General features: G+C 37.9%; 33 protein-coding genes. 27 read left to right on the forward strand and 6 right to left on the reverse strand.

Annotation, left to right across the window (positions count from 1 at the left end):
- The first annotated feature begins 2 nt into the window (after positions 1 to 2).
- The 3 genes from AC1D69_RS08695 to AC1D69_RS08705 all read left to right on the forward strand — a co-directional run bounded on the left by AC1D69_RS08695 (position 3) and on the right by AC1D69_RS08705 (position 1,587).
- Positions 3 to 716, forward strand: a complete 714-nt coding sequence (locus AC1D69_RS08695) for a phosphorylase family protein (protein WP_495455756.1) — start codon at positions 3 to 5, stop codon at positions 714 to 716.
- A 347-nt stretch (positions 717 to 1,063) separates the two neighbouring features.
- Complete coding sequence (locus AC1D69_RS08700; protein ID WP_495456054.1) at positions 1,064 to 1,300, forward strand: GNAT family N-acetyltransferase; 237 nt, start codon at positions 1,064 to 1,066, stop codon at positions 1,298 to 1,300.
- Between the two features lie 80 nt (positions 1,301 to 1,380).
- Positions 1,381 to 1,587 carry a hypothetical protein gene (locus tag AC1D69_RS08705; protein ID WP_495455757.1) on the forward strand — a complete coding sequence of 69 codons (207 nt, stop codon included), beginning with the start codon at positions 1,381 to 1,383 and terminating at the stop codon, positions 1,585 to 1,587.
- A gap of 34 nt (positions 1,588 to 1,621) precedes the next feature.
- Here AC1D69_RS08705 and AC1D69_RS08710 read toward each other — a convergent pair whose 3' ends face one another.
- A complete protein-coding gene (locus AC1D69_RS08710; protein WP_495455758.1) occupies positions 1,622 to 2,074 on the reverse strand; it encodes a hypothetical protein in 453 nt (150 codons plus the stop codon).
- Positions 2,052 to 2,483, reverse strand: coding sequence for a MerR family transcriptional regulator (locus AC1D69_RS08715; protein WP_495455759.1), 432 nt, complete (start codon positions 2,481 to 2,483; stop codon positions 2,052 to 2,054). Before AC1D69_RS08715 ends, AC1D69_RS08710 begins: the two co-directional genes overlap by 23 nt.
- A gap of 143 nt (positions 2,484 to 2,626) precedes the next feature.
- Between AC1D69_RS08715 and AC1D69_RS08720 the strand changes: the two genes are divergently transcribed.
- The 11 genes from AC1D69_RS08720 (at position 2,627) to AC1D69_RS08770 (ending at position 9,192) form a co-directional block, all read left to right on the forward strand.
- Positions 2,627 to 3,142 (forward strand): DinB family protein, encoded by a 516-nt coding sequence (locus AC1D69_RS08720; protein WP_495455760.1) that lies wholly within the window; start codon positions 2,627 to 2,629, stop codon positions 3,140 to 3,142.
- A 19-nt stretch (positions 3,143 to 3,161) separates the two neighbouring features.
- Complete coding sequence (locus AC1D69_RS08725; RefSeq protein WP_495455761.1) at positions 3,162 to 3,419, forward strand: hypothetical protein; 258 nt, start codon at positions 3,162 to 3,164, stop codon at positions 3,417 to 3,419.
- Positions 3,420 to 3,451: 32 nt separating this feature from the next.
- On the forward strand, positions 3,452 to 3,610 hold the full coding sequence (locus tag AC1D69_RS08730) for a hypothetical protein (RefSeq protein ID WP_495455762.1): 159 nt from the start codon (positions 3,452 to 3,454) through the stop codon (positions 3,608 to 3,610).
- A gap of 396 nt (positions 3,611 to 4,006) precedes the next feature.
- Complete coding sequence (locus tag AC1D69_RS08735) at positions 4,007 to 4,759, forward strand: class I SAM-dependent methyltransferase (protein ID WP_495455763.1); 753 nt, start codon at positions 4,007 to 4,009, stop codon at positions 4,757 to 4,759.
- 107 nt (positions 4,760 to 4,866) lie between these two features.
- The gene (locus tag AC1D69_RS08740) at positions 4,867 to 5,373 is read left to right on the forward strand and encodes a P-loop NTPase family protein (protein WP_495455764.1); all 507 of its coding nucleotides are present in this window, start codon (positions 4,867 to 4,869) and stop codon (positions 5,371 to 5,373) included.
- 236 nt (positions 5,374 to 5,609) lie between these two features.
- Positions 5,610 to 6,074, forward strand: a complete 465-nt coding sequence (locus tag AC1D69_RS08745; protein ID WP_495455765.1) for a VanZ family protein — start codon at positions 5,610 to 5,612, stop codon at positions 6,072 to 6,074.
- A 109-nt stretch (positions 6,075 to 6,183) separates the two neighbouring features.
- Positions 6,184 to 6,504, forward strand: a complete 321-nt coding sequence (locus AC1D69_RS08750; protein ID WP_495455766.1) for a PadR family transcriptional regulator — start codon at positions 6,184 to 6,186, stop codon at positions 6,502 to 6,504.
- A 127-nt stretch (positions 6,505 to 6,631) separates the two neighbouring features.
- Positions 6,632 to 7,477: an amidase family protein gene (locus AC1D69_RS08755; RefSeq protein ID WP_495456055.1), complete on the forward strand. Its 846-nt coding sequence runs from the start codon at positions 6,632 to 6,634 to the stop codon at positions 7,475 to 7,477.
- Positions 7,478 to 8,101, forward strand: coding sequence for an amidase (locus AC1D69_RS08760; RefSeq protein WP_495455767.1), 624 nt, complete (start codon positions 7,478 to 7,480; stop codon positions 8,099 to 8,101).
- 155 nt (positions 8,102 to 8,256) lie between these two features.
- Complete coding sequence (locus AC1D69_RS08765; RefSeq protein WP_495455768.1) at positions 8,257 to 8,721, forward strand: 2'-5' RNA ligase family protein; 465 nt, start codon at positions 8,257 to 8,259, stop codon at positions 8,719 to 8,721.
- 36 nt (positions 8,722 to 8,757) lie between these two features.
- Positions 8,758 to 9,192 (forward strand): peptidase M56, encoded by a 435-nt coding sequence (locus AC1D69_RS08770; protein WP_495455769.1) that lies wholly within the window; start codon positions 8,758 to 8,760, stop codon positions 9,190 to 9,192.
- A gap of 436 nt (positions 9,193 to 9,628) precedes the next feature.
- Here the strand turns inward: AC1D69_RS08770 and AC1D69_RS08775 are convergent, their stop codons facing one another.
- Entirely contained in the window at positions 9,629 to 10,159 is a 531-nt protein-coding gene (locus AC1D69_RS08775) for a hypothetical protein (protein ID WP_495455770.1), read from the reverse strand.
- Positions 10,160 to 10,297: 138 nt separating this feature from the next.
- Here AC1D69_RS08775 and AC1D69_RS08780 point away from each other — a divergent pair, with 138 nt between their 5' ends.
- Positions 10,298 to 10,762, forward strand: a complete 465-nt coding sequence (locus AC1D69_RS08780) for a GNAT family N-acetyltransferase (protein ID WP_495455771.1) — start codon at positions 10,298 to 10,300, stop codon at positions 10,760 to 10,762.
- A 244-nt stretch (positions 10,763 to 11,006) separates the two neighbouring features.
- Here AC1D69_RS08780 and AC1D69_RS08785 read toward each other — a convergent pair whose 3' ends face one another.
- Positions 11,007 to 11,834 (reverse strand): hypothetical protein, encoded by an 828-nt coding sequence (locus tag AC1D69_RS08785; RefSeq protein WP_495456056.1) that lies wholly within the window; start codon positions 11,832 to 11,834, stop codon positions 11,007 to 11,009.
- Positions 11,835 to 12,116: 282 nt separating this feature from the next.
- On the opposite strand from AC1D69_RS08785, the gene AC1D69_RS08790 reads away from it, so the two are divergent.
- The 8 genes from AC1D69_RS08790 (at position 12,117) to ybiA (ending at position 18,150) form a co-directional block, all read left to right on the forward strand.
- Positions 12,117 to 12,734: a DUF4241 domain-containing protein gene (locus AC1D69_RS08790; protein WP_495455772.1), complete on the forward strand. Its 618-nt coding sequence runs from the start codon at positions 12,117 to 12,119 to the stop codon at positions 12,732 to 12,734.
- A gap of 120 nt (positions 12,735 to 12,854) precedes the next feature.
- On the forward strand, positions 12,855 to 13,790 hold the full coding sequence (locus tag AC1D69_RS08795) for a GNAT family N-acetyltransferase (protein ID WP_495455773.1): 936 nt from the start codon (positions 12,855 to 12,857) through the stop codon (positions 13,788 to 13,790).
- 158 nt (positions 13,791 to 13,948) lie between these two features.
- A complete protein-coding gene (locus AC1D69_RS08800; protein WP_495455774.1) occupies positions 13,949 to 14,212 on the forward strand; it encodes a ribonuclease E inhibitor RraB in 264 nt (87 codons plus the stop codon).
- A 51-nt stretch (positions 14,213 to 14,263) separates the two neighbouring features.
- Positions 14,264 to 15,085 (forward strand): GNAT family N-acetyltransferase, encoded by an 822-nt coding sequence (locus tag AC1D69_RS08805; protein ID WP_495455775.1) that lies wholly within the window; start codon positions 14,264 to 14,266, stop codon positions 15,083 to 15,085.
- A gap of 81 nt (positions 15,086 to 15,166) precedes the next feature.
- On the forward strand, positions 15,167 to 15,568 hold the full coding sequence (locus AC1D69_RS08810) for an RDD family protein (RefSeq protein WP_495455776.1): 402 nt from the start codon (positions 15,167 to 15,169) through the stop codon (positions 15,566 to 15,568).
- A 109-nt stretch (positions 15,569 to 15,677) separates the two neighbouring features.
- Positions 15,678 to 16,496 carry a DUF2935 domain-containing protein gene (locus AC1D69_RS08815; protein ID WP_495455777.1) on the forward strand — a complete coding sequence of 273 codons (819 nt, stop codon included), beginning with the start codon at positions 15,678 to 15,680 and terminating at the stop codon, positions 16,494 to 16,496.
- Between the two features lie 196 nt (positions 16,497 to 16,692).
- Entirely contained in the window at positions 16,693 to 17,583 is an 891-nt protein-coding gene (locus AC1D69_RS08820) for an NUDIX hydrolase (protein WP_495455778.1), read from the forward strand.
- Positions 17,584 to 18,150, forward strand: coding sequence for a riboflavin biosynthesis intermediates N-glycosidase (gene ybiA / locus AC1D69_RS08825; protein WP_495455779.1), 567 nt, complete (start codon positions 17,584 to 17,586; stop codon positions 18,148 to 18,150).
- A gap of 571 nt (positions 18,151 to 18,721) precedes the next feature.
- On the opposite strand, the gene AC1D69_RS08830 is transcribed toward ybiA, so the two are convergent.
- Positions 18,722 to 19,657, reverse strand: a complete 936-nt coding sequence (locus AC1D69_RS08830) for an aldo/keto reductase (protein WP_495455780.1) — start codon at positions 19,655 to 19,657, stop codon at positions 18,722 to 18,724.
- A gap of 225 nt (positions 19,658 to 19,882) precedes the next feature.
- Here AC1D69_RS08830 and AC1D69_RS08835 point away from each other — a divergent pair, with 225 nt between their 5' ends.
- The 4 genes from AC1D69_RS08835 (at position 19,883) to AC1D69_RS08850 (ending at position 23,195) form a co-directional block, all read left to right on the forward strand.
- Positions 19,883 to 20,578 carry a response regulator transcription factor gene (locus AC1D69_RS08835; RefSeq protein WP_495455781.1) on the forward strand — a complete coding sequence of 232 codons (696 nt, stop codon included), beginning with the start codon at positions 19,883 to 19,885 and terminating at the stop codon, positions 20,576 to 20,578.
- A complete protein-coding gene (locus tag AC1D69_RS08840; protein ID WP_495455782.1) occupies positions 20,571 to 21,656 on the forward strand; it encodes a sensor histidine kinase in 1,086 nt (361 codons plus the stop codon). Before AC1D69_RS08835 ends, AC1D69_RS08840 begins: the two co-directional genes overlap by 8 nt.
- Positions 21,657 to 21,753: 97 nt before the next feature.
- Positions 21,754 to 22,638: a M15 family metallopeptidase gene (locus tag AC1D69_RS08845; RefSeq protein WP_495455783.1), complete on the forward strand. Its 885-nt coding sequence runs from the start codon at positions 21,754 to 21,756 to the stop codon at positions 22,636 to 22,638.
- Positions 22,639 to 22,670: 32 nt separating this feature from the next.
- Positions 22,671 to 23,195: a VanZ family protein gene (locus tag AC1D69_RS08850; protein ID WP_495455784.1), complete on the forward strand. Its 525-nt coding sequence runs from the start codon at positions 22,671 to 22,673 to the stop codon at positions 23,193 to 23,195.
- Positions 23,196 to 23,264: 69 nt separating this feature from the next.
- On the opposite strand, the gene AC1D69_RS08855 is transcribed toward AC1D69_RS08850, so the two are convergent.
- A complete protein-coding gene (locus AC1D69_RS08855) occupies positions 23,265 to 24,380 on the reverse strand; it encodes a GNAT family N-acetyltransferase (RefSeq protein WP_495455785.1) in 1,116 nt (371 codons plus the stop codon).
- Positions 24,381 to 24,722 lie beyond the last annotated feature (342 nt).

A 24,722-nucleotide genomic window follows, 5' to 3' on the forward strand; every position in this document is an offset into this window, starting at 1 on the left:
CTGTGAAGTTAATCGGTATAATGGCTGCTTGGGAGCCTGAATTACAATATCTACATCATAAGTTTCCTCTGACATCTCAAGTGAAAATAGGGGCATGGACATTTTATCATTATCAAAACTCTGATTTGACGATTATTTCAGTGGTATCGGGTGTTGGTAAAGTTAAGGCTGCGAGTTGTGCTCAATTGTTAATAACACAATATAATCCGAGTGAGATTTACATGATTGGAATTTGCGGTGGTTTATCTGAAGAAGTGTGTGGTGGTGACATCATTGTAGCTGAACAAAGCTTGCAGCATGATGTAACTGATGCTAATTCCACAAGTGATCCTAGAAATACATACCTTGGAAGAAGTAGTGTGGTAGATTCATCTGAGAGACTTATTCAAATGTTCAAATCATATCTAGGCGATGCATATCCTAATGTCCATTTCGGTAGATTTATCTCAGGAGATCAACGAATCAGAGATGATGCTGTTAGTCATAAATTAAAGGATGACTTCCATGCAATAGCAGTTGATCAAGAACTTGCGGCGTTTGCTCACGTAAGTTATTTAAATGGTATTGATTTTCTTGGGCTTAAATCTGTATCGGACAAAGCAAATAATAATACAGTAAACGATCAACTTGAATATAAGAATACTGCATGTAGTAATGCATGTGAGTTATTAATAGCATTTTTAGAGTATAGACAGAGAAGTGGATCCTTCCTATAACCATATACTCGTGCTACTGACTATCGCCATGTTCACCCAAGAGCCATAGTACGTCGTAAACATACTTTATAAAAAAAGGAATGAGAGTGTTGACCCATGTATCTTTTGAAGTGATCAATCAACAACACCTAAATGAAATTAAAGAGATTTACAATTACTATGTTACCAATACAACAATTTCATTCCACACCGTAGAACTAGACATTGACGAGATAAAGGCATCTGTAATGAACAGGAATCGTAGGTATACATCATACGTAATCCAACAGGAGCATGAGATAAAGGGATATGTATTGATCACTCAATATAAAAGTAAACAAGCCTATGACGTTTGTGCCTAGGTAACCATATATTTAAAACCCGATTGTTTAGGACAAGGGCTTGGAAGACGGGCACTTCATTTTATCGAGGAAGTTGCCAGGGAACAAGGATTTCACACGTTAATCGCAACCATTTGTATGGAGAATAGTAGAAGCAAGTTTTTATTTGAACAAAATGGATATGAACAATGCGCATTATTTAAGAAAATAGGCAATAAATTTGATAGAAAATTAGACATCGGAAGCTTTCAGAAGATGTTATGAGTGAATCATAAATGAGCTGAACATCATCTAACAACAGTCGGAAGGTCTTTTAGAATACGATAAGGAGGTGAAAAGCAGAGATGATGGAAATGATATTCTTTTTACCAGTTTGCATTGTATTATACCTAATTATTCTGTTTGCTATTAATCATTCGGATGCGTCAAAATACTTAAAGAGAAATAACCAATTATTAAGAGAAATTAATATAACATTAAAGCAAGGAAGAATTGAAGAAGATAAAGAGTTACAGGATAAGATCGGAATAATTATAGATCAAAAACACTAATAATAATCGAGATAACCGTTATCGTCATTGTTCGCTATGAATATAAATCCTTCAACTGCGGATATTTATCCATCAATGTGGCATTCGCTTCTTCCAGTTTTCTGGTATAGGCAAGATAAGAAGGACTAAGAATTTTGAAGTTCGGGAGAAAAACGTCAGTATAACCGCTACTTTTCTGAAATTCTATTAAAAGCTGTTGCATTTTATAGGCTTCCGATTCTTTATACGCGCTAGATGTGCGAAAAGATAGGTAAGCTTCAAAAACTTCTTTATTATCATTCATATAGTTCTCCAAATCCGAAACGGCATGGACCAAAGAAGCACTTGTTTTCTCCATGCTTTCTTGTTGCGTGATGGAGAATGATTTCTCTACATAGTCCTGCAACTCAGTGGGTATCTCAACTTGATCAAGGAAAGAAACGATTGTGTCATACGCCTTCTCCTGCTCTACAGAATCGATTCGATCATTCAAAATGGATGCTAACATATATGCCATAACTACCAGGAAAAGCTTGCACTAATTTATCCTTAATCGTAAAATACTCCTCCAAATTAGACTGTAGATATGTAAATTCACGGTCAATATCATAATGGTGAATCAATTGCTCCATGCGTTCAAGCCGAGACTTTTCCTTTTGCTGTTGTAGCTCCATCCGATACTTACATTTAGAGAGTGCTGCTGATTTATGGTTACTGTTTAGAATGGTTTGAATATCAGGGATGGAAATGCCTAACTTTCTTAGAACAGCTATTTCCTTTAGTGTTGCTATATCTTGTTCATCATAATGACGATAGCCGTTCTCACCAATCTCCGGCTTAATTAAGCCCTGTTTCTCATAATATTCAATGGCTTTCTTGGTCAGATGACATCGATCGCATACCTCTTTAATTAACATACTAATCACCTCTCAACTATCATGAACGATACCCTAGGGGACTAGTCAATGACTTTTATATAAATGCGCAATACAAACTGGAAATTTTCAACCAACAGATACCGTGTTATACTGGGTGAAACTTTTAAGGAGATGATCCATTTATGTCAAATCGACCATCAAAAGATGAATATAACGTTCATTTTGAGACGTATGTGAAGTTAGTTCCAGAAGGAGATATCGATGATATTCTAATCCAGTCTCTCAAGAACACAACTGAGTTGCTCTCTAGCGTTACGGAAGATCAGGCAAATTACCGTTATGCACCGGGAAAGTGGAGCTTGAAAGAAGTACTGGGACATATTACGGATAACGAACGCATCATGGGTTATCGGTTACTTCGTATTGCTAGAGGCGACAAGACGCCACTATCTGGTTATGATCAAGACGTTATGATGAGCGAATCTCCATTTAAAAGTTATGACATGGCAGATCTTTTAGAAGATTATACAGCAGTACGGCGTGCAACCCTCACGTTGCTTCGTGGACTATCTACAGAAGCGTGGTCCAGAATTGGTATTGTCAATGACAGTGAGTCAACAGTAAGAGCGTGGGCATATATTATCGCTGGTCATGAGATGCATCATATGAACGTCATTAAAGATAAATATTTAGTTTAAAAAGCTAGGAGGAGCATATGTGGTCAATCGCTATGCTCCTTTAAAAATATGGAGAAATAAATTTAAGAACGGAGAAATGAATTTGAAAATAGGCTTATTAATTATCGATATGCAAAAAAACTTGTTAGAAGGTCAGCTTGAACAACGAGATATTGACAGTGCGTCTGAATATATAAATCACGTGGCCAACCTACTCCGCCTAAACCATCATCATGTCATACATATCAAAGATGTTGAAGGGTCAGAAGAGATTAGCAGTGAAAAGAAATTGGATTAGTCGTTGTTGCTGGATTCGCAGCAGAGCATTGTGTGCTTTTCACATATAACGGTGCCATTGAACGAGGGTTTAAAACGGTAATCTTACACAAAGGGATACTAAGTACTCAAAATGAAGCAATACACAACACATATAGCGAGAGACATATGATTTCCTATCCTGTGATCGAGTTCTTACTTCAAAAAGCATAGACGGTGGGAATAGCTGATTTATGACATCTATATATATTCATATTTAAATATGAATTGAACCTAGGCTCTAATAAAGATGAACCTATAGTCTGTATAAATTGTAAATTTCACCTTGTGCTTCCGCCTAAGTATCAAGTATAGTAAATGAAACTTTCAATTGAGGTGAAATGGGATGGATCTCCACTTTGTTCGAAGTAATTAGTTCACGGGCTGGGTAAAACGCGTACCAGCTGTTAAGGGGGACGTTTGCCCTTTTGACCGAAGAGAACAATTACTTTTGATAAGGTGTCGGGGCACATTTTTCTGTAAGCCAGGACACGACACAGGGACGTATTGTCTCTTTCGATCCTGGCTTTTATGTACTCATTTTAACGATTTGAAAGGTGGATATTAGATATGAAGCAATTTGATTATAAGAAATTCTATGATGAAGTCGGACAATTAAATGGTTGGGATTTCAGTAAAGTAAAGATGACAGCTGAAGGTGTAGAGTGGGAATTCTATGATGAAGTAACCCAAAGATGTCTCCCGTCTGATCGATTACTCGATATTGGTACAGGTGGAGGGGAAACGTTATTATCCATTGCTCATGCCGCTTCACATTTAGTGGGAATTGATATCTCATCGGGAATGATGCACACTGCGAATCATAATTTAGAAAATTCCAATCAAACCAATGTACAATTTTTGCAAATGGATGCTGATAATCTTGACTTTCCTCGGAATTTTTTCCACGTGGTATCTTGTAGGCACTCACCCTTTCATGCCAAAGAAGTAGTGAGGGTCCTAGTGAATAATGGCATATTCCTCACTCAACAAGTAAGTGAAGATGATAAGCTTAACATGAAACAGGCGTTTGGAAGAGGACAGGCTAGTGGTGTGGTGGATGGAACATTAAAGAATAAATACATTGAGGAATTGAATGAAGCTGGTTTTAAGGATATCCAGTCCTTTGAATATGATGCAACTGAATATTTTGAAACGTACGAAGATTTAGTATTTCTACTGAAACACACGCCCATTATTCCGAACTTCGGGAAATATAATCGTGATTTTGAGATACTCCAAACATTTATTGATGATAATATAACTGAAAGAGGAATTAGGACAAGTTCCAAACGATTTATGATTATTGCGAAAAAAGAATAGTCAGAAGTTATACGAATGAAGTAATAGGATCAATAGGGAGGGCTGCCAAGTGCAGCTTTTCGCTGTATTAGGAGAAATCGGAATAAATGATGAATTAGAGAAAGGAGATGAGTCATATAAAAATCCGTATTATTGGTTCTTGTGGGAGTGGGAAATCATATTTAGCCAAAGAAATATCTAAGTTGCTAGAGGTTCCTTATTATGAACTTGATAACATGGTTTGGGATAGAAGTGTAGAAAACAGGAGATTCCCACAAGAAATAAGAGATGCAGAATTGTATAGAATAGTCAGCTTAGAATCATGGATTATTGAAGGAGTTCAATTTGAATGGACGAGTGAAAGTTTTGAAAAGGCAGATCTCATTTATATTTTAAATCCAAGTGTCTATTTACGAGATTACAGAATTATTAGGAGATTTGTTAGATCGAGAACAGGCATCGAACGAGGGAATTACAAACAATCTGTGAAGAATCTAATGAAAATGTTGATAGAATGGAACCATGGATACAATGTGGAAGAGGTATTGGAAATCACAAATCCTTATTCAGATAAGAGGTTCGAAGTGACTTCTACAAGGGAAGTACTACAACATGTCCAGGAGAGTAAAGGGTAACTCAGGAACGTTATGAATCGCGAACGGATTATAAAAACAAGAACCATTATGCTGTAAACACACTAGAGATCATCCGCATCTTAGAAGAAGGAAAAGAGGGAAGGGTGTTCTCGAGAATTTTACATACATAGATATACGATGTATAGTGATGCTAGGTATTGATCATTATAAATAAAGGAATAATTAGCGGCCGATTCCGTTATTTATTCTATTTAAGAAAAAGGAATGAACATCATATGAAGAAATTAATTAAGATTGTTTTAAGCATTAGTTTTATATTTTACTTACTTGTATTGGCTATTATTTTATTCTTAGGATCAAGAGGGAATATATGGACAGACCTTTCGCTTTGGCAATACATAAAGAGCTCTTCAAATTTTGTTCCATTTAAATCGATAAGTACTTATATCAATGCGATTCTTAACGGAACTATGAATATCGATATACCAATAAAAAATCTTTTTGGTAATTTAATTTTATTTTTACCGATGGGTATTTATCTGCCTTACCTTATAAATAAGCTAAACAAGTTAGGTTCATTTTCAATTTTAATGATTATATTGTTATTCGTTGTTGAAGTCATTCAATTAGTTACAAGAAAAGGAAGTTTCGACATTGATGATTTCATTCTTAATATGTTCGGTGCTTTGATGGGATATGGAATTTGGAAGATAAAATTCATTCAAAAGTTACTAAGATAACATTTTAAAGGAAATGGATCGGCCACAACCGATCGTTGCACCTTTCAGAAAAGGTAGATTTGAAGATACTCAAAAATCATGAAATGACAAAATCAGGAGGTGCAGAGCATTGAAAGTAAGCAAAGAAATGCTTAAGGGCAGCACGGGAACTTTGATCCTGACTCTTTTATTAGAGAAGCCGTTATATGGCTATGAGCTAATTAAGGAGCTGGAACAGAGATCGCAAGGTATATTTTCATTAAAAGAAGGAACACTCTATCCCATTCTCCATGCAATGGAAAGCGAGCGCTGGGTGGAAGCGTACTGGGTGAAAGTAGAAGGACGAAAACGTAAGTATTACAGGATACTGGAGGAAGGTAAAGAGAAACTCAAGGAGAAAAAAGCGGAATGGTTTATTTTTAAAGGAGCGGTTGACTCGGTTCTGGGATAGGAAATAAATAAGCAATTGCTCCAACATAGTTATAATCAATCTTTCCATGTCATTGAGACAGAGAAATATGGTAAGTTAATTAGGAATGCCACAACCATATTTTACTAGAGGAGTGACTTAAGTGGATATGATGCTCGAAGAATGGATTATTGAAGCAGATATCATGAGTATGCAAACAGCTATGGAATCAGGTTCCATAAGTTCTGAGGACTTAGTACGGAGTTACCTAGAAAGAATACATAAGTACGACTCGAAGATTAACGCTATACTAGAAATCAATCCGGATGCGATTGAAATCGCGATAGAATTAGATAAAGAACGTAAGCTAACAGGAAGTCGCGGGAAGTTACACGGTATTCCTATTTTATTAAAAGATAATCTGGATACAGGGGATAAGATGCATACCAGTGCCGGTTCAGTTGCGCTAGCGGAATCATTTGCAGCAACGGATTCATTCGTAGCGTCGAAGCTGCGTAGTGCAGGTGCCGTCATACTAGGGAAAGCAAATATGTCTGAATGGTCTAATTTTATGTCCAGTAAGATGCCAGCGGGATACAGCTCCAGAGGAGGACTCGTGCTTAATCCATATGGACCAGGTGAGATATTCATTAGCGGATCGAGTTCTGGGCCTGCAGCAGCGATTGCCTCAAATTTTGCGGCGGGAGCTATAGGAACGGAAACAGCAGGATCTATTGTAGGTCCAGCTTGTCAGAATTCTCTTGTAGGTATCAAACCTACGGTGGGACTCGTTAGCCGAGCAGGAGTTATTCCGATTTCAGTGAGTCAAGACACACCGGGACCTATAGCTAGAACTGTTACGGATGCGGTTATTATGTTAGGTGCATTAACTGGAATTGACGACAATGATGATGGTACACTTTTGAGTAAGGAACGTTCCTTTGCGGATTACACACCATTCTTGGATACTGATTTTATACAACACGCAAGAATAGGTATTCCAAGACATTATTAAATGCACCTAGACAAAGAAAGACTTGCTATTATGGAGGCAGCGATCTCAACATTGCAAGCCGCAGGCGCCACGATCGTAGATCATGTTAGTCTTCACGTTGAACATAACAATTGGAATAATGATGTCATCTGCTATGAATTTAAAAAAGGACTAGATCAATACTTATCACAATTATCGGATACCGTACCGGTTCACTCTTTGCAAGAATTAATAGATTATGATGAGAATCATGCCGAGGTTGCTCTAAAGTATGGGCAAGACACGTTGATCAGGTCGGTAGAGACAACATTAAATGAGCAAACCTATCATGAGAAGAAACAACAATATGATGCATTAGCGCGTAACCAGGGAATTGATTACGTGTTAGAAGAGCATGGTTTAGATGCATTACTGTTACCTGGGGATGTGGATGGAATGTATATTGCCGCGCGATTGGGATATCCCTTGATTACCGTTCCGGCAGGATATTCCTCAATAGGGGTCGTGGACTCCGATGGTGATTCTACAAAAGGCCCTTTTGGAGTTGTTTTTTCCGGCAAAGCCTTTAGTGAACCTACCTTAATAAAAATAGCCTATGCTTTTGAACAAGCGACGAATTATCGTGTTCCACCCCAGTTTGGTTAGACTTGATTAACTAATTAGCTCAGTATTATAACAAGATTGCGCGATAGCATGGTGACCCGACCCTATGATAGGAGTTATGGCCTGGTCACATTCATTTGGAGGTAGGCGATGGAATGAATCTTAGATGCATGATGATATTTCCGAAGTTCCACAATATGAGTATGATCGATAATATCAGAGAAAAGTATGATCCATTATATAAGCATGTTCAACCTCATCTCACGATTGTTTTTCCTTTTGAAAGTGATATAACGGGTGAACAATTACAAGATCATATCAAGCATGCGTTACTGGGGATGAGATCCTTTAAACTTAGACTCAGTGGCATAAGTGGCGAAGAAGGTGGATACATTTTTCTGAACGTATTAGAAGGAAGAGACCAAATAGTTGAATTACATAGGCGATTATACACAGGAATAATCTCAGAATATCATCAACCCCATATTCCATATAAGCCCCATATGACCATAGGAAGAATAGAAAATCAAAAAGAAGTGATAAGAGATTTGGAGAAACACGAAATAATAAATGAAGTTTTTGAGGATATCGTGTTGGAGATCGTAGTAGAAATCATAGATAAGAATGAAGATTCAAACATAGAAATGACAATAGGGTTTTAAGTTGCGATACAGTGCTGAACGTTAGGAGAAGTGAGTATGGGGAATAAATCGTCTGGAAAAGCCATCAAGTATTCTTTGATTATTTTATCTATTGTGATTGTAGTGATTGCTTGTTTTATATTGAAAAAGGAGTTGCTAATCAAAACCTTGGACTCTACGGATTTGTCTAGTTTGAAGATTAATAATATTAAACTGAAGCAAAATATCCATAATATTGATTTGACTAAGTATAATAAGAATAACGATTTTGAAGATAGGAGTACGAAAGACTCACATTATCAATATTTTGAAGACTTTTATATCGTATACGACAACAATGGTAATATTTCTAGACTACAGACTTTGTCTGATAATGGATTACTAGATTTCTATGGTGGTGTTAACGATTTGAACGATGTTGAGGACAAACTTGGCAAGAGTTATATTGTCCAAGTTTATGACTCAGACCAAGGCCTTACCTCAAGGATTTAATATGATAAGGTTAATCGAACCAAGGCTATTTTCGTATATCCTAAAGCAGACCAAGCATATAACCAATACAAATTAGTGTGGGTAATTTTAGAGCTATATTAGCAAGATTAATTAAAATTCGTCAAACAAGCGATACCTCAGCTTGATTAGAATTAGCTACTAAAAGGGTAAATACCATAATAATGGAGGGGAAGTTATGAAACTTGCAGAAGCGTTGGTTCTAAGAGCAGATTGTCAGCGGAAGGTTGCACAACTGAGACAAAGACTAGAAAGATTGCGCTATAGTATGTAATTATGGAGTATTTATTAATGTAACTACTACGTACTGATTTATGGACTAGGGTGAGGGTGGGTAAGGGGACTTGTGGTTAATACTTCTAAAAAAATACATGACCCGACCTACGATAGTTGTGCTATCTCAGGTTGGGTCATGTTTTTATTTCTCAATAGATTCGATAGTAGCAAAAATTCGTGTGTATACATCCTTAAAGTTGGATTCGTTTACTTTGTCATTGTATAGTCCGTAACCCCAATGTTTAAATCCATCATCGTCTGTATGGAAATAGCCCGTTGCATATTCTAGATTACTTATTTCTGACACCTGATCGTAGGATAATTCTTCAGTAACAAAGGGTACAAATGATTTCGTAGATTCTATAAAGAAATATGGAATGTTTGAACTCTTATATACTTGAGCATATTTACTCTCAGCAGAATCAGATAGATGTTCCTTCATAATCATAACAGCATCAAATTCAGCCGATAGATGGTTGCCTTCCTCTAATTGTTTGAAGGTTATTTGTCTAAACTCCACGTTATCTTCGCGTACTTCTGGAGAGTCACCAATCACGCCAATGACTAAAGGTTTTCCGTCATAAAGAGGTGTGTCAATTGTATTGGCGTCAACATTAGTACACCCTGCAAGAATCAATAATATAAAGAGCGTGAATGGAAATAGCCTTTTCATTACTTAAATTCCCCTCCTCAATATACACTGTAACTTCATAAATCCATATTTAATATAACATAAATTTCCATATATAATGATTTTAAGCTATAGTGTAATTTTCGAATCATAGAATCGATAAATATAAAGGAGATAATTATGGGAATTCAAATTGTTAATCTTGCAGATACGATGGAATATTATGAAACCGTATGTCAGTGGCTTTGGAAACAATGGGCTAGTGACAAAGCAATCGAATATGTTAGATATGCCGTGCTACATAATTCTCAGACCGATCGTGTGCCCATGACATTCGTAGCGCTAGAAGGAGAAGAAGCTGTAGGAACAGTATCTTTCTGGATGAATGATCTAACTTGTAGACAGGATCTGTGTCCTTGGTTGGCATGCTTGTATGTCGCTGAAGAGCATAGAGGTAAAGGTATAGCGAGAGAACTACAGAATACTGTAATAGAAGAAGCGAAGAAATTGGGGTATAACAATTTGTACTTAATAACGACTCATGACAACTACTATGAAAGATTTGGTTGGAATTATATAGAGAGAGCATTTAAGCCGAATGGCGACATTACCAAAATATATAGTAAAGATTTAAACCTAGATTAAGTATTCAAATTATATAACCCAGAAGAAGTTGTTCAATTCGTATCTGGTACAGGATTCCATAAAATGAGTCTAGAGTCATCTCAAGATAAATCGATGGATGTAAATTGTGTAATTGCTCGAAAGGCATAGTTGCGAACTTACGGTCATCATCAGGTGAAATAACATTATGTGAACTATTTAGCCGATACGTTCTATTGTATCGGCTTTGTCATCTCTTCCATAGAGAATCCTTCATCGTTACTTGTTACTTCGGTAATTTGGTTTCTGCTGTCAGGATGGTCTGAGATATTTGCTTCTCCCAGTCGTATATTTTTTGTTGAGAGGTGTGAATGATCTGTATTTGATCATACATAATCGTGAGTTCTTCATCGGCGGTAACTGCGTTACCCTGCTTTACACTAGCTTTATAACGCTTTTCGGTTGCTGAATATATTTGTTTTGCGGCAGTAATGGTTTTATTCTCTGCTGTGATCTGTTTTTTTAAATTCTGTACAGGAGTCAGTAAATCCTTCATCGTCTTTATCTTGCTTGTACGCTGTTTTTTAGCCGCAGAGAGGGCTTCTTTTTTAGCTTTAACATCGGTACGAGCAGCTAACACTGAAGCTAGTAGCTTGTTGCGCTTTAGATCCAGCAGATCAGCCAGTTTCTTATCCTTATTCTTTCTAGCTGCAGTAGCCTGTTTGCTTAATGCTGTGTATTGTTCTAATAGCGGAGAATGTTTCTGTAAGGTCTGATCATACCTAATTTGTAGTGTGTTGATCCATTCTAAGTCTATGGCATTGATCTTTATGTTCAACGACTTCAATGCAACATTATTCTTCTTGCGTTGGTCTTGAATATGCTGAGTTTCTGATTGTGTGATTGCTTTTAATGATGTTAAGTTATCGTAAACTTGATCGATGTGCTCCAGTGCAGTATCCCACCGATCCGCTGCATTTACAGGAAGTGCATCTACTTGTAGTACAGTAAATATACAGAGAATCACAATTAATCTACTCCAAATCCGTCTTCTACGTATGTCATTCATAGTTACTTCAACCTCACTCTCTAGAGTATTAACGACAAAAAGCACCTCCAAGAAAGGCTAAATTGCCTGTTCTTGCGAGGTGCTTCTCTCGCTAACCATGTATAATTTACGTTTAATATACCCCTTAATATGGAATGTGTCAATCATTTATAGAACATATGTTTTCATATATTATTTATGTGCAATTCTTTCTAGATAATTATTGGTGGCGAATGTATGTATTATTTGATGATGTTAATAACATCATGCTTTCGATCATAGATGTCGTATAATGAAACACAGGTAGGCTAAACGAAGTGAAATGATATAAAGAAAGGAAGATGAATAATGTCAAAGCTATTCCTAGAATTAGCTAAACCAGAAGGTGGAATACTTCGTTCTGAAATACTTGAGCAGATAAAGATTACCTCCGGACAAGTTGTTGCTTGTGATCCGCTTGTTTCTCATAATCATCCATTCGAACGGCTGCTCCAGCCGGGTACATATCCAGTGGTCGCATGGTGGCATGAGGAAGAAGAACGAATTGCAGCAGCCGAACTGAAATTGTATGATGCACTTCCTATTCGTTGGGAGATGGCTACAAGAGCAGGACAGAATCTGAGCGAACTAAAAGAGGGAACGATATATGGCTATCCGGTGGATACCGGGCTAGGTTGTTTTGCTGATGTGGATGCGATCGATAAGTTAAATGAACTGGATGCCAGATTACAACGAGAGCTCGGTGATGATTTTATCAGCCTCTACGATAATCTTATAGACGATGTACTAGCTGAACACGACGATAACTGGGGTAATGTGATCGTATGTGAGGATACGGAACTCAATGTGGTATTGTTCAGTTCTGGTTATGGCGATGGCTTCTATGCTTCTTATTGGGGTTTTGATGAAGAGAACAGAATCGTCTCATTGATCACAGACTTTAATATCATTGCTACCGATCAGTAAAGATTAATTATAGTCTTTCTTTACTTAGTAGATTGAATCCATACGTGTTACCTTTATTGGTAGTAATAGTAAAAGGTACAATTATTATGGATGAGTCATGGGTATCGAGAGGGGAATTTTATGGGGAATTTAGATCAGTTGTTGAAGAGAATAGAAGTCCGCAATTTCCAACAGATTGACATGCCTTTACTTGGTGAATTATATAACTCCGTTAACTCAAGAGAGAATGCGACATTTTGGTGGGTAGGCGATTCGGATAACTGGGTGAATGTATTTTGTGCTTTTGAAGATGGGGAAATGGTAGCGAAAGGACAAGTTGAAGTATTCAATATTGTTCCAGCGGGTCGCTCGGCAGAAAGTAGGCATGCGATCTATCTCAATGTAAAAACCGTGCCAGAACGAGAATTCGATCTCAGCTTATTAGAGCTACTCTATTCATATATTTTTTCACGTGCCATGGAGTTAAAAGAGTCACTATCCCAGAAATACGCTACATTACTGTGTGTAGGTAACGATGCCTCGGAGACAGTCAATAGTCAATTCTTCATTCAGGAGAAGGGCTTTCGTCATATGAGTAGTTTATTTACAATGAGACGGGACCTTAAGGAGCCGATTCCAGATTTGCCATTAAGTGATGAGTTTCAATTGACGCATTGGAAAATGGAGTCGTCTCATGAAGAAATCGAGTATTTGGAGTTGGATGCCGAGGTATGGCCTGATACGCCACTAGGGGTAGAGCGACTTTCTCAACACAAACAGAATCCACTGTGGACAGCGATAGTTGTTCGCGAGGCAGATACGATTGTAGGTAGCTTAATGGCATGGCGGGAAGAGGATAAAGGAATTATAGAACCTGTCTTCGTACGTGCCCCATGGAGAAATCGTGGTATTGCAAAATATATGCTGACTCAAGCGCTGACCTATTTAAAAACGAATGGGCTAGAGTCTGCAGAATTGATGGTATTAACTACGAATGAGTCCGCTTTATCCCTGTATGAATTGGTTGGATTTAATAGGATGAAAGAGGAAATACGATATGCTATAGAGCTTAATTAAATAAAAGATTAATTCCAAGGACGGCCATCCCTACATGGATGGTCATTTTTGTTCAGATCATTCGAAGGGAGTTAATTATGATGATGAAATTAAAATACATATGTTCATTATATTTATTAGTAGTCGTGCTAACAGGGTGTAGTCAGGAGCCCGCAAACATGAGTAAAGAACAGATAACAATCGAACAATATTTTTATTCTGAAAGTGAAGAGAACTTAAAGAGATTATCTGAGAAACTTCAAGATGAGGGATACGGAATCCATAATTTTAATTCGTATGAATTAGAAGGTCGAATTGAATGGCATTTCTATTCCAGTAAAGATATCCATCTAAATGAAATAGCTAACGAAGATTCGAAAAGTGAAACATATGCATATGAATATAATGTTGAATATGATGGAAATGGAATTCCATTGGAATGATATAAATCAATAATCTATGGGATACTGGTTCCATGCTGAGGAGGGTTAATCATGATCACAGAGCTAAATAAGCAAGACTTTTCTACGATAAGTCATATTACTGATCTATGTAATAATATTGAAGTAAGGGCTATTGTGAGTGGGAATAATCCGGGATGGGTCTTTGTAGATCATCCAATAGAACCTACAGCTGCTTTAGTGTGGATACAGGGTCAGAAAGGGTTTCACATGGTTGGTGATGTGCAAAGTGAATCTTTTCGGACAGGGTTGGAATCCTATATAACTCAACATATTGAACCCAGGCTAAGGAAAATGAATGTGAACTGGGTCGAAATCAGCGGGGAGACGAAACCATGGGATGAGAGGATTCAGGAGATATTCCATACCCGTAACATGTCTAGCGAGATGCAATATGTATTTAGCCTAAGGGAAAATAAAGATATAGACAGTAGTGAGGTCAGAGAAGAACAGGTATTGATTCGAAGAATGGATAGAAATCTATTGGATTCGAATAAATTAGATAACCAGTCAATATTAGAAGAGAAGATTCTGGATTTTTGGGATTCCATAGACGAGTTCTTAGAACAGGGGTTTGGCTATATTGCGGTGGATAACAATAACGTGGTGAGCTCATGTTTCTCGGCATTTGTAGCTGACCAGACACATGCTATCGATATTGAGACATTAGAAGGATATAAAAGAAAACATTATGGCACAGCAGTAGCTAGAGCATTTATGGATGAATGTAAGCTAAAAGGAATCTATCCTTATTGGGATTGTTCTCCGGACAATACGGGTTCTATCCGCATTGCTACGAGTATAGGATTGTCACCTTACTTTGAATATAGAATATTTTGGTATAAGTTTAAGTGATTTCTATTATACGTATATAACGTGTAGTGTGTATGTGTCACTCGATCTTGTTAATATAAATACAGCTAAGAGGGATGGGCTATGAAACAGGAGGCAGGATTCTGGATTAGGTTGGGGGCTTCATTGTTGGATGTACTAATTGTAGGAATCCCGTTAGGTATCATAGCAATGATATTAACAGCTGGTGATGATACTTCAAATTTATTCACAAAAACAATCTCGTTCTTGTATACATTATTACTACCTATATTCTGGAACGGACAGACGATTGGGAAACGTATCTGTGGAATAAGCATAAGAAGCGTGGATGATCATTCAGGACCAGGTCTCGGGACGATGCTTCTACGTGATGTTGTAGCTGGAGTTGTGTACGGATTGACCCTCGGAATAGGCTTTCTTGTGAGTGTCTGCATGGTTATTTTTAGAGAAGATAAGCGCTCTCTCCATGATTTTATTGCGGGAACGGAAGTCATTCATGATTAAATAGAGGCTTCTACTGTCGTGTTGCCTTCAAACATACAGGAGTTCTGACATTAGCCCAAGCTCATTCCGCATATGGTTTAATAAGCAATAATGTGTAGGAGGGGAAAGAATGTCAGACCCATTTGTCGCTCAGTCTTTAGATGAAGTTAGCTTTTGGTCCAGAATAATGAAGGAACATTCATTTTTTTTGGGCTTGGGTTTTCGGTGTGAGGATACCGTGCTTAAAAAAGAAGCAGATCATTTTTATCGTGTCTTTGAAGATATTGAAAGGCGTATTCACAGTTTTACCCTTGATGTTGATCCTAATACGATTAAACAATTTAATACAGAGGTACATTCTGCGGTGTGTCACATTTGGGTATTTAAAAGGAAAGTACTTGGCTTAATACTTAGTTGTAAACTGCCTGGTCAGACCAATTTCCCACTTCTGGTCGATCATGTGAGTAGGGAAGCCAATTACTTTCGGAATCGATTAGAAGAGCTAAATCGAGGTCAGTTAGAACCATTATATGATGCAATTATTGATGAAAATGTATTCTTTTTAAGAATTATGGGCGAACATGCTCAGTTTATTGGACATTTATTAGATCCGTCAGAACGCAAGCTTGCTGAGCAAGCCCGAGAATTTAGTAACGATTTTGATCAGTTGTTAGTTCAAGCTAGGGATGTCGAATCGATGAGACCTCAATCTCAAACCGTTCCATTATTAAATCAGTTCCTGGATCAAAATAGAGTGTCTGTAAAATCGCTGCGAGATTTCAAGAAAACAGCCCGCGATCTCATAGATCAATGTAAAATTAAAAGTATTATTCATCCCTTGCTTGCGGATCATGTGTTCCGTGAGGCAGAAAGATTCCTGGAGATTATTGATATGTTTGAGAATTCCCTCAAAGGAAAAGGAAGAACGAATGAGATTATTCATCATTAAGACTCTATAACCATTGTGTCAGTGAGATCGTTTCATCTCGAATGTTTGTTTATAACAAACATCCGAAATGAAACGATCTATTTTATTTATATTTTCATGAGAAGAACAAATGCCACTTGATAAATGAAGTAAATGCTGTTATCGTACTTATTAACTAGTTGATATTATCAAAAAGATAATAAGTAAGGAGCTTATCATGGAACCGGTAAATAAAGAGGGGTTAACTGAAGCGGAATTTCTGTTGCAATACAATGCGGGAGATTATGAACGTCCATCCATTGCGACGGACATGGTGGTGTTTACCGTTTCAAGTGAAGATAAAGATAATTATCGGAAGTTACCTGAGAAGAGTCTAAAGATTCTCATGATTAAGCGTGGGGAGCATCCTTTCCTTGGACAATGGGCATTGGCAGGGGGATTTGTGAGACCTCACGAAACAACGGAACAAACGGCACAACGTGAACTCGCAGAAGAGACAGGTGTTACAGACGTATATTTAGAACAGCTGTATACGTTCAGCGATCCTAGTCGTGATCCTAGAACTTGGGTAGTCTCCTGTTCTTATTTAGCTCTTGTGGATAGTGATAAGCTCTCGATTCAAGCGGGTGATGATGCATCGGATGTAGCATGGTTTCATGTGGAATATAAGCTTTTGCGAGAAGTAAAGGATATTCTATCAGCAGGAAGTATAAAACAATCCACTTGGCAATTAACCCTTTCATGCGACGACGCAATTCTTGAAGAGGAAATTACATGCACGACAACCGCTACGGAATATACAGTTACGAAGGAGTATAACGTGATTTCTTCGAATCATATTGCTTTTGACCATGCCAAAATCATTGCTTTTGCAATCGAAAGACTTCGAGGAAAGGTTGAATATACGAATATTGCATTTAATTTAATGCCTAGGTTATTTACCCTAACTGAGATTCAAACCGTATATGAAGTCATATTGGATAAAGAGTTGTTGAAGGCTAACTTTAGAAGAAAGACCGCTGATCTTGTGATTGAGACTGATCAATTTACTCAACATGCAGGACATCGACCTTCGCGATTATTTAGACGGAATTTGGAGGGAATCTAAATGTATTTATTAAATGAATTAATACAAGATTATAAAAAGGGGAAAAAACTAACGTATTTATTCTTCTGGGGACATCAAAAATCTGCAGATGGAAGTATAACAGCAAGTTGCTTTAGCCAGTGGTGGAAAATCAAATTTAATATCGATGGAATCACATACAACAGTGCAGAACAATATATGATGGCTGAAAAGGCAAGGTTGTTTCAGGATGACGAAATATTACAACAAATATTAGCTTCAAACGATCCTAAACAAGCAAAAGCATTGGGGAGAAAGGTCAGAAGATTTGACCAGAATATCTGGGAACAAAGCTGTTATGACATTGTGGTACGTGGCAATTTTGCGAAATTCACTCAAAACAGTAAGCTTGCGAGCTTCTTAATACTTACGCAGAATCAGGTATTAGTTGAAGCGAGTCCCGTCGATAAAATATGGGGAATTGGCATGGCTAAAGACCATCCTGCGATCGAGAATCCAATGGGTTGGAAGGGTCAGAATCTATTAGGATTTGCATTGATGGAAGTAAGGCAACAGCTGACAGACGCAGAGAACAAAGGATCACTATAGTAACATAGGTTAGAAAGCTACAAGGAGATGAGAAAGAATGAATCGAGATGAACGAAAAAGAGCCGTAGAACAGACAGTAGAATACATAAAACAAGGATATTATGTTATGAATGGGAATAAGATTGATATTAAAAAACTGCATCAAACATCGGTATAAGGTAGTATTTTAGTAACTCCGAATTAGAGTAATGAGTGGTTAAACAGGTTCATATTCCTCAAAGTTATACAAAGGCGTAGCTAAGTATAGTAAATGAAATCTTAGCTCTCTTTGCTGCTAAAGGAGACAAGAACATTATTTAGGCGCTTTCAGGTGCGGTGTATTTAAGAATAGCGCAGATACCGTAGTAAATTATTGGCACGAGTTATTATACGATGAGAAATATGTGAGTTTATTCGACCATATTATTTTTGCTATATTGGATCGTTCTAGAGATCAGGAAACGATGAAGGAATTTGTGCAACGATTAGGATAAAAGATCTAGAAATCGCCCCTTGAAATGGTGGATAGTACTTCCACATCCCAAGGGGCGATTTCTTTGTGTCTTTTTATACATAAAGGGGTTGGATCCGTTTAAGCCTTAAATATCTGATTGATATGCTCAATTTCTGTCGAGGTCAATTGCACATCCAAAGTCTTCAAGTTGTTAAGTACTTGATCTGGTTTTTTGGCGCCAGGGATTAAGGCATCGATCGAATCTTGGGTGAGATACCATGCGAGTACAATATGGGCAATTTCGGCGTCTTTGCTATTAGCAATCTCACGTAGAAGTTCAACCTTCTGAAGATTCTGGATGAATGCATCTCCTTGAAAAAGGGGATTCCTAGCGCGACCGTCCTCAAACGTTGTATCTTTGGTATATTTGCCACCGAGTAATCCTGCAGCTAGTGGGAAATAGGGAACAAACGAGATCCCATGCTCCTTGGTGTAAGGTAATAGATCTTGTTCAGCACTACGTTTGAAGAGATTATATTCAGACTGTAGTACATCCACGCATCTGTCCCGATTCGCTTCTTGTAGTTGTTCAATAGAGAAGTTAGATACGCCAATCGCTCGAATGGTGCCTTCCTTTTTCAAACGTTGAAGGGCATCAACCGCTTCATCCTTCGGTGTACGTTCATCAGGAAAGTGGATATAGAACAGATCGATGTAGTCTGTTTTTAAACGTTTCAAGCTATCCTCCACGGATTGCTTCAGGAAGGAAGGAGAGTTGTCCACAACCATTGTATTATCTACGAATTTATGGGCACCTTTTGTAGCAATAATAGTATCTTGTCTGCGTCCTGTTTCTTTGAGAACCTCACCAATGAGTTGTTCAGAACGTTCCGGCCCATAGATATAAGCTGTATCTAGAAAATTAACCCCTTGTTTCAGAGCAGTCCGGATCACGTCTTTGCCAGTCTCTTCATTCAGGTTCGGGTAAATATTGTGTCCACCCACGGCATTCGTACCTAATCCAATGGGATTGACTAGTAAATCGGTTTTTCCTAGACGCGTAAGTTCAGTCATTCATCTCCAACTCCTTAAAAATAGTTATGTGTACCGAATAATCAATTCTTGGAAACCCTCTTACCATTAGTTACCTCATATTATATCGTAAGCCCATAGAGAACTGCCAATTTCAAGAAATTTACAGCATGAATAACCGACAAAGGCTACAATGGAAGACAGTACATGCAACAACATTATGATAGGATATAGATATAGTTACTTCTATAGAGGAGCACGATCTGAATGAAACGAATTACAATTTTAATAGCAGATGATGAGGCTGAGATTGCAGATCTCATTGCGTTGCATTTAGAAAAAGAGGGCTATCATATTATTAAAGTATCTGACGGGAGAGAAGCTGTTCATACGATTCAATCGTATTCGATTGATTTAGCCATTTTAGATATTATGATGCCAGAACTAGATGGTTATGAAGTGACTCGTCAGATTCGAGAAAAGTATCATATGCCTATTATCTTTTTGAGTGCTAAAACATCTGATTTGGATAAGATTACAGGCCTCGTTATGGGAGCCGATGATTATATGACCAAGCCGTTTAATCCTATGGAATTGGTTGCTAGAGTTAATGCGCAGTTACGACGATCTATGCAGTTGAATTCATCAACAACAGGGGAACATTCTGTACTAGAAGCGGGTGGATTAACCATTGATTCTGAACAACGAACCGTTATTTTATATGGAGAGAGCATCGTTTTAACACCGAAGGAATTTGATATTCTATATCTACTAGCAAGACATCCAAGGAAAGTGTTCAGCGCCGAGAATATATTTCAACAGGTGTGGGGCGAAGAGTATTTTGAAAGTGGGAACACCGTCATGGTCCATATTCGAACCCTAAGAAAGAAACTTGGTGAGGATAAGAGTAAGAACAAATGGATCAAGACCATCTGGGGGGTAGGATACACATTCCATGGCTAACATGATACGAAGCTTTCGATCTAAAATGATCGTGTTATTAGGTTTGAGTATGCTGTTCTCAGGGGTCATCACGTATATTATCTATAAAGCTCTTCAACTGTATTATGTGAAGGTTCGGGCGGAAGACCCATTAGCTCAACTTCGTAAAATTATTAATAATTTTGGGGATCTTAATTTCTTTTTAATACTTTTCATTCCACTTGCCATTTTGTTTTTCTTTCTTCTCACGAAGCCCTATGCCACTTACTTCAAGGAGATCTCTTCGGGAATCCATTGTCTTGCGAATGGTGACTTCAACCATCATGTTCATATATCATCTAATGATGAGTTCAGGGATATTGCGGAAGATATTAATCTAGCGAGCGAGAAACTCCAAGAGGCGGTCATAAGAGGGGATTTCGCAGAGAGTAGTAAGGACCAGCTGGTCTTGAATTTAGCACATGATTTGCGCACACCACTGACCTCCGTTCTAGGTTATTTAGATTTAATTCTTCAGGATGATCAATTAACTGCAGAACAGACTAAACATTATACGACGATTGCTTTCACCAAATCTCAACGATTAGAGAAGCTTATCGATGGACTATTTGAGATTACTAGGATGAACTACGGCATGATTACGATTGATAAACAATCTATCGATCTAAGTGAGCTACTTAATCAATTAAACGAAGAGTTATATCCTATCTTTGAGAAGAACAATCTTGTTGCTAGACTAGATATAACTCCGAATGTCACGATTTCAGCGGATGGCGAGTTATTGGCACGGGTATTTGAGAATCTTCTAACCAATGCCACTCGTTATGGTAGAGACGGACATTATATTGATATTAACTGCCACTTTGATGCTGGTCATGTCGTGGTTCAAGTGATTAATTACGGAGATTGTATTCCGGAGAAGGATTTACCTCATATTTTCGATATGTTTTATACGGGAGACTCAGCTAGAACACACCAAGAAGGCGGTACGGGTCTGGGCTTACTTATTGCGAAGAATATCGTGGAGCAACATAACGGAACGATATCCGTCCAAAGTAGTGTGATCCGTACGATCTTTGAAGTGCGGTTACCTAAATGAGGGTATAAATTTAAGAAAAATTTTAGTTTTGGCCGACTTCTTTTTAAACAATCTCCTCTATTCTTAAGAAAGTGAAAGGTTAAGGAGGGAATTGTGAATGAAGAAGTGGGTTTTTTGGCTATTTATTATTATCTTGCTATTTGGATTTGAAGCCATGAGAGATGAGCCAGAAGTTACAAACGAGGATTTACATAGCGACGATTATCAAGTTGCAGAGGTAGGATTACAAGGTAAAGATCAGATGGATCAGAGTGATCATACCGTTGAAGTAGGAAGCGAACAGATTTATCAAGGAGATCTCCTATTAGTGAATAAGGAGTATCCTGTACATCCAGTGGGTGTAACATCCGATGTGGTCAAGCTATTTCAGAACAAGGAGCTTGTACAAGGATATGGATTGTTGGATAGTTCGATCCAATTATCACAGGGTGTTGCTCAGCAATTCAGAACGATGATCCAGGCAGCGAAGAAAGATGGTGTTCGCCATTTTTTGATAAGCAGTGGTTATCGAAGTGAGGATGATCAGAATCGGCTATATGAGGAAAAGGGCGCGGATTATGCCTTACCAGCAGGTTATAGCGAACATAACTTAGGATTATCTCTTGATATTGGGTCTTCTGAAAAGGCGATGGAGCAAGCGGATGAAGGAAAGTGGCTGAAGAAGAATGCCTCTAAGTATGGATTTATTTTGAGATATCCCAAGGACAAATCAGACATTACAGGTATTCAATATGAGCCGTGGCATTATCGTTATGTTGGATTGCCGCACAGTGTCATTATGCAGGAGAAGAATCTTACGTTGGAACAATATTTAGATTTCCTCAAAGCGCAGAAGACCTATACAACGACTATCAATCATAAAGAATACGAAATCTCTTATTACCCTATTGTCAAAAATACGATGATTCTCGTGCCAAAAGATCGTCACTATGAAGTGTCTGGTAACAATATGGATGGTGTCATTATGACTTTGCATCCGTAAATACATAATATTTAAGAAGGTGAGGATGCGGTATGAAACTAACCAAATTTATGAATGGTATTATCGTGCCGATACTGTTCGCCGTATATATATATCTATTAATTAAGGTCATTTTATTTAAATTCGGAACAATGAATGTGAGCTTTCTTGGGCATCAACTCCAGAAGAATGTAGTGGATCCAAAGAATATGATAGAACGACTACGATCAGGTAATTTGAGCCCGTTTCAGGAGATATCTAGAAACATTCAGAGTTCAACGAGCCTTGATTTTATCAACTTGGTTGGAAATATAGCGTTATTTATACCATTTGGCATATTTCTTCTACTCATGTCGCGTAATAAGCAAATATCATTTATAAGCGTATTTATTCTATCTTTTGGCTTAAGTTTAAGCTTGGAATGCGCACAGGTTATTTTTTCGATCGGAACTTTTGATGTGGATGATCTCATCCTAAATGTATCTGGGGCAATGTTAGGCTTCGTTATTTTTAAGGTGTTCATGTTGTGTATAGGGAATAAATCGAAGGTGACTCAAGATAGTAAACCTAAGGCATAAGATTAGAATAGAACAACTCGGTACCGTCTTAATTACGATGGCACCGAGTTTTTTGTGTATTAAGTTCTTCTAGATGAAATATAACCCATACAAATAAGGCAGGGCGAGAGTTGGGATCTTGTTATCGTCTGGTTGTTCAATAGAAGAGTGGGGATCGAATAAGAGTGAACATAGCTCTGCGTTTCCACCAATAATGGAAGATTTCTGTGGTGTATGTAACTTATAGCGACCATCAGGGAGTCCTGAGATGGATAGTTGATTGGAATCAGAACCTTTATATCCTGCTTGAGTAATCAAGGCATCTCCATCGATAACAAGAACAGTACCCGCATTATCTTGTAACTCTACGGGAACATCGGCAGCTTGTAGACGATTCGCCAGTTCTACATCTTGCCACGGTATGATCACGGACAACGATTGGAGTTCAAATTGACGGATGGAGTGCAAGAGAAGCTCGATCACTGCAGCATCATTGCCAGCATATTCAATCAGCATCCCAGCCCCCTCACAAGATTGGTTCCTCGGTACAGCAACTATAGCTACAGCAACGATCTCCTGTGCTTCTGTTCTTGCTACGAAGATATGCTGGTCCATCTTATGAATATTAGCCATCGGACTTGCACCGATGAATTGACCAAGGTCAGTAATACTCCATTGAATGGTAGCAGATTGTTGCATCATCAAGTCATGAACGGCAAACAGATCCTTTGTTTCCATTTCAGATATTGTCCACGGTGAGGGTTGAATTTCAAGTCGTTCTGCGACATGGGAGTCGATAATATACTTTCCAGCTTTACCAAATGCCACACTACCTGCACGGGTATATAAAGAACGATCTCCAGATATAAACATCAACGAAGCACCAGCTTCTTTGGCATGTTGTTGGCAAAGGGTGAATAACTTTCCTGCAATTCTCTGTCCTCGATACGCCGGATCAGTACATACTGCACCGATTGAATAGGCATTTAGTAACGCATCACCCGATCGAACGATGAAGGGAACCATCCCGATGAAGGATACGAGCTTACCTTGATCATTAAAGGCCGCATACGATTGACTCATACCTGGTTGAAAAATTGTAGGAAATGAGTGCTCCATATAACGCTCCCCGTTTTCACAAAATACGTCTTCTGCTAATAGCGCTGCCTCTGTAAGTTCTGTTTCTTTAATGAGTCTAAATTCCATGTGAAATCCTCCTGATCCAATTAAATGTATCCTATACCTTTTGTGGAACCCGATATGACTCTAGTATAGTGCTTAATTCGTATTTTGGGTATGACAGCAGATAGATAATCGGGGAGTCTAATATCCCTATGAATTTTAGTTATAGTAGAATATACATAAATAAGAGGTTATTTGATATAAAAGATGGAATATGAATGAATAGTTAATATAATTCAATTATTTATATATAAAACAAAAAAAGGATATAATAACTACTTTTGGAGGATGTGATTTTTCCTGCTCAATTTCATCAAGCTCCTGTGTGTTCCATTGATTTCATCATTCGTTATTATATCCACTGTA

Source organism: Paenibacillus sp. Y301 (assembly GCF_059445505.1).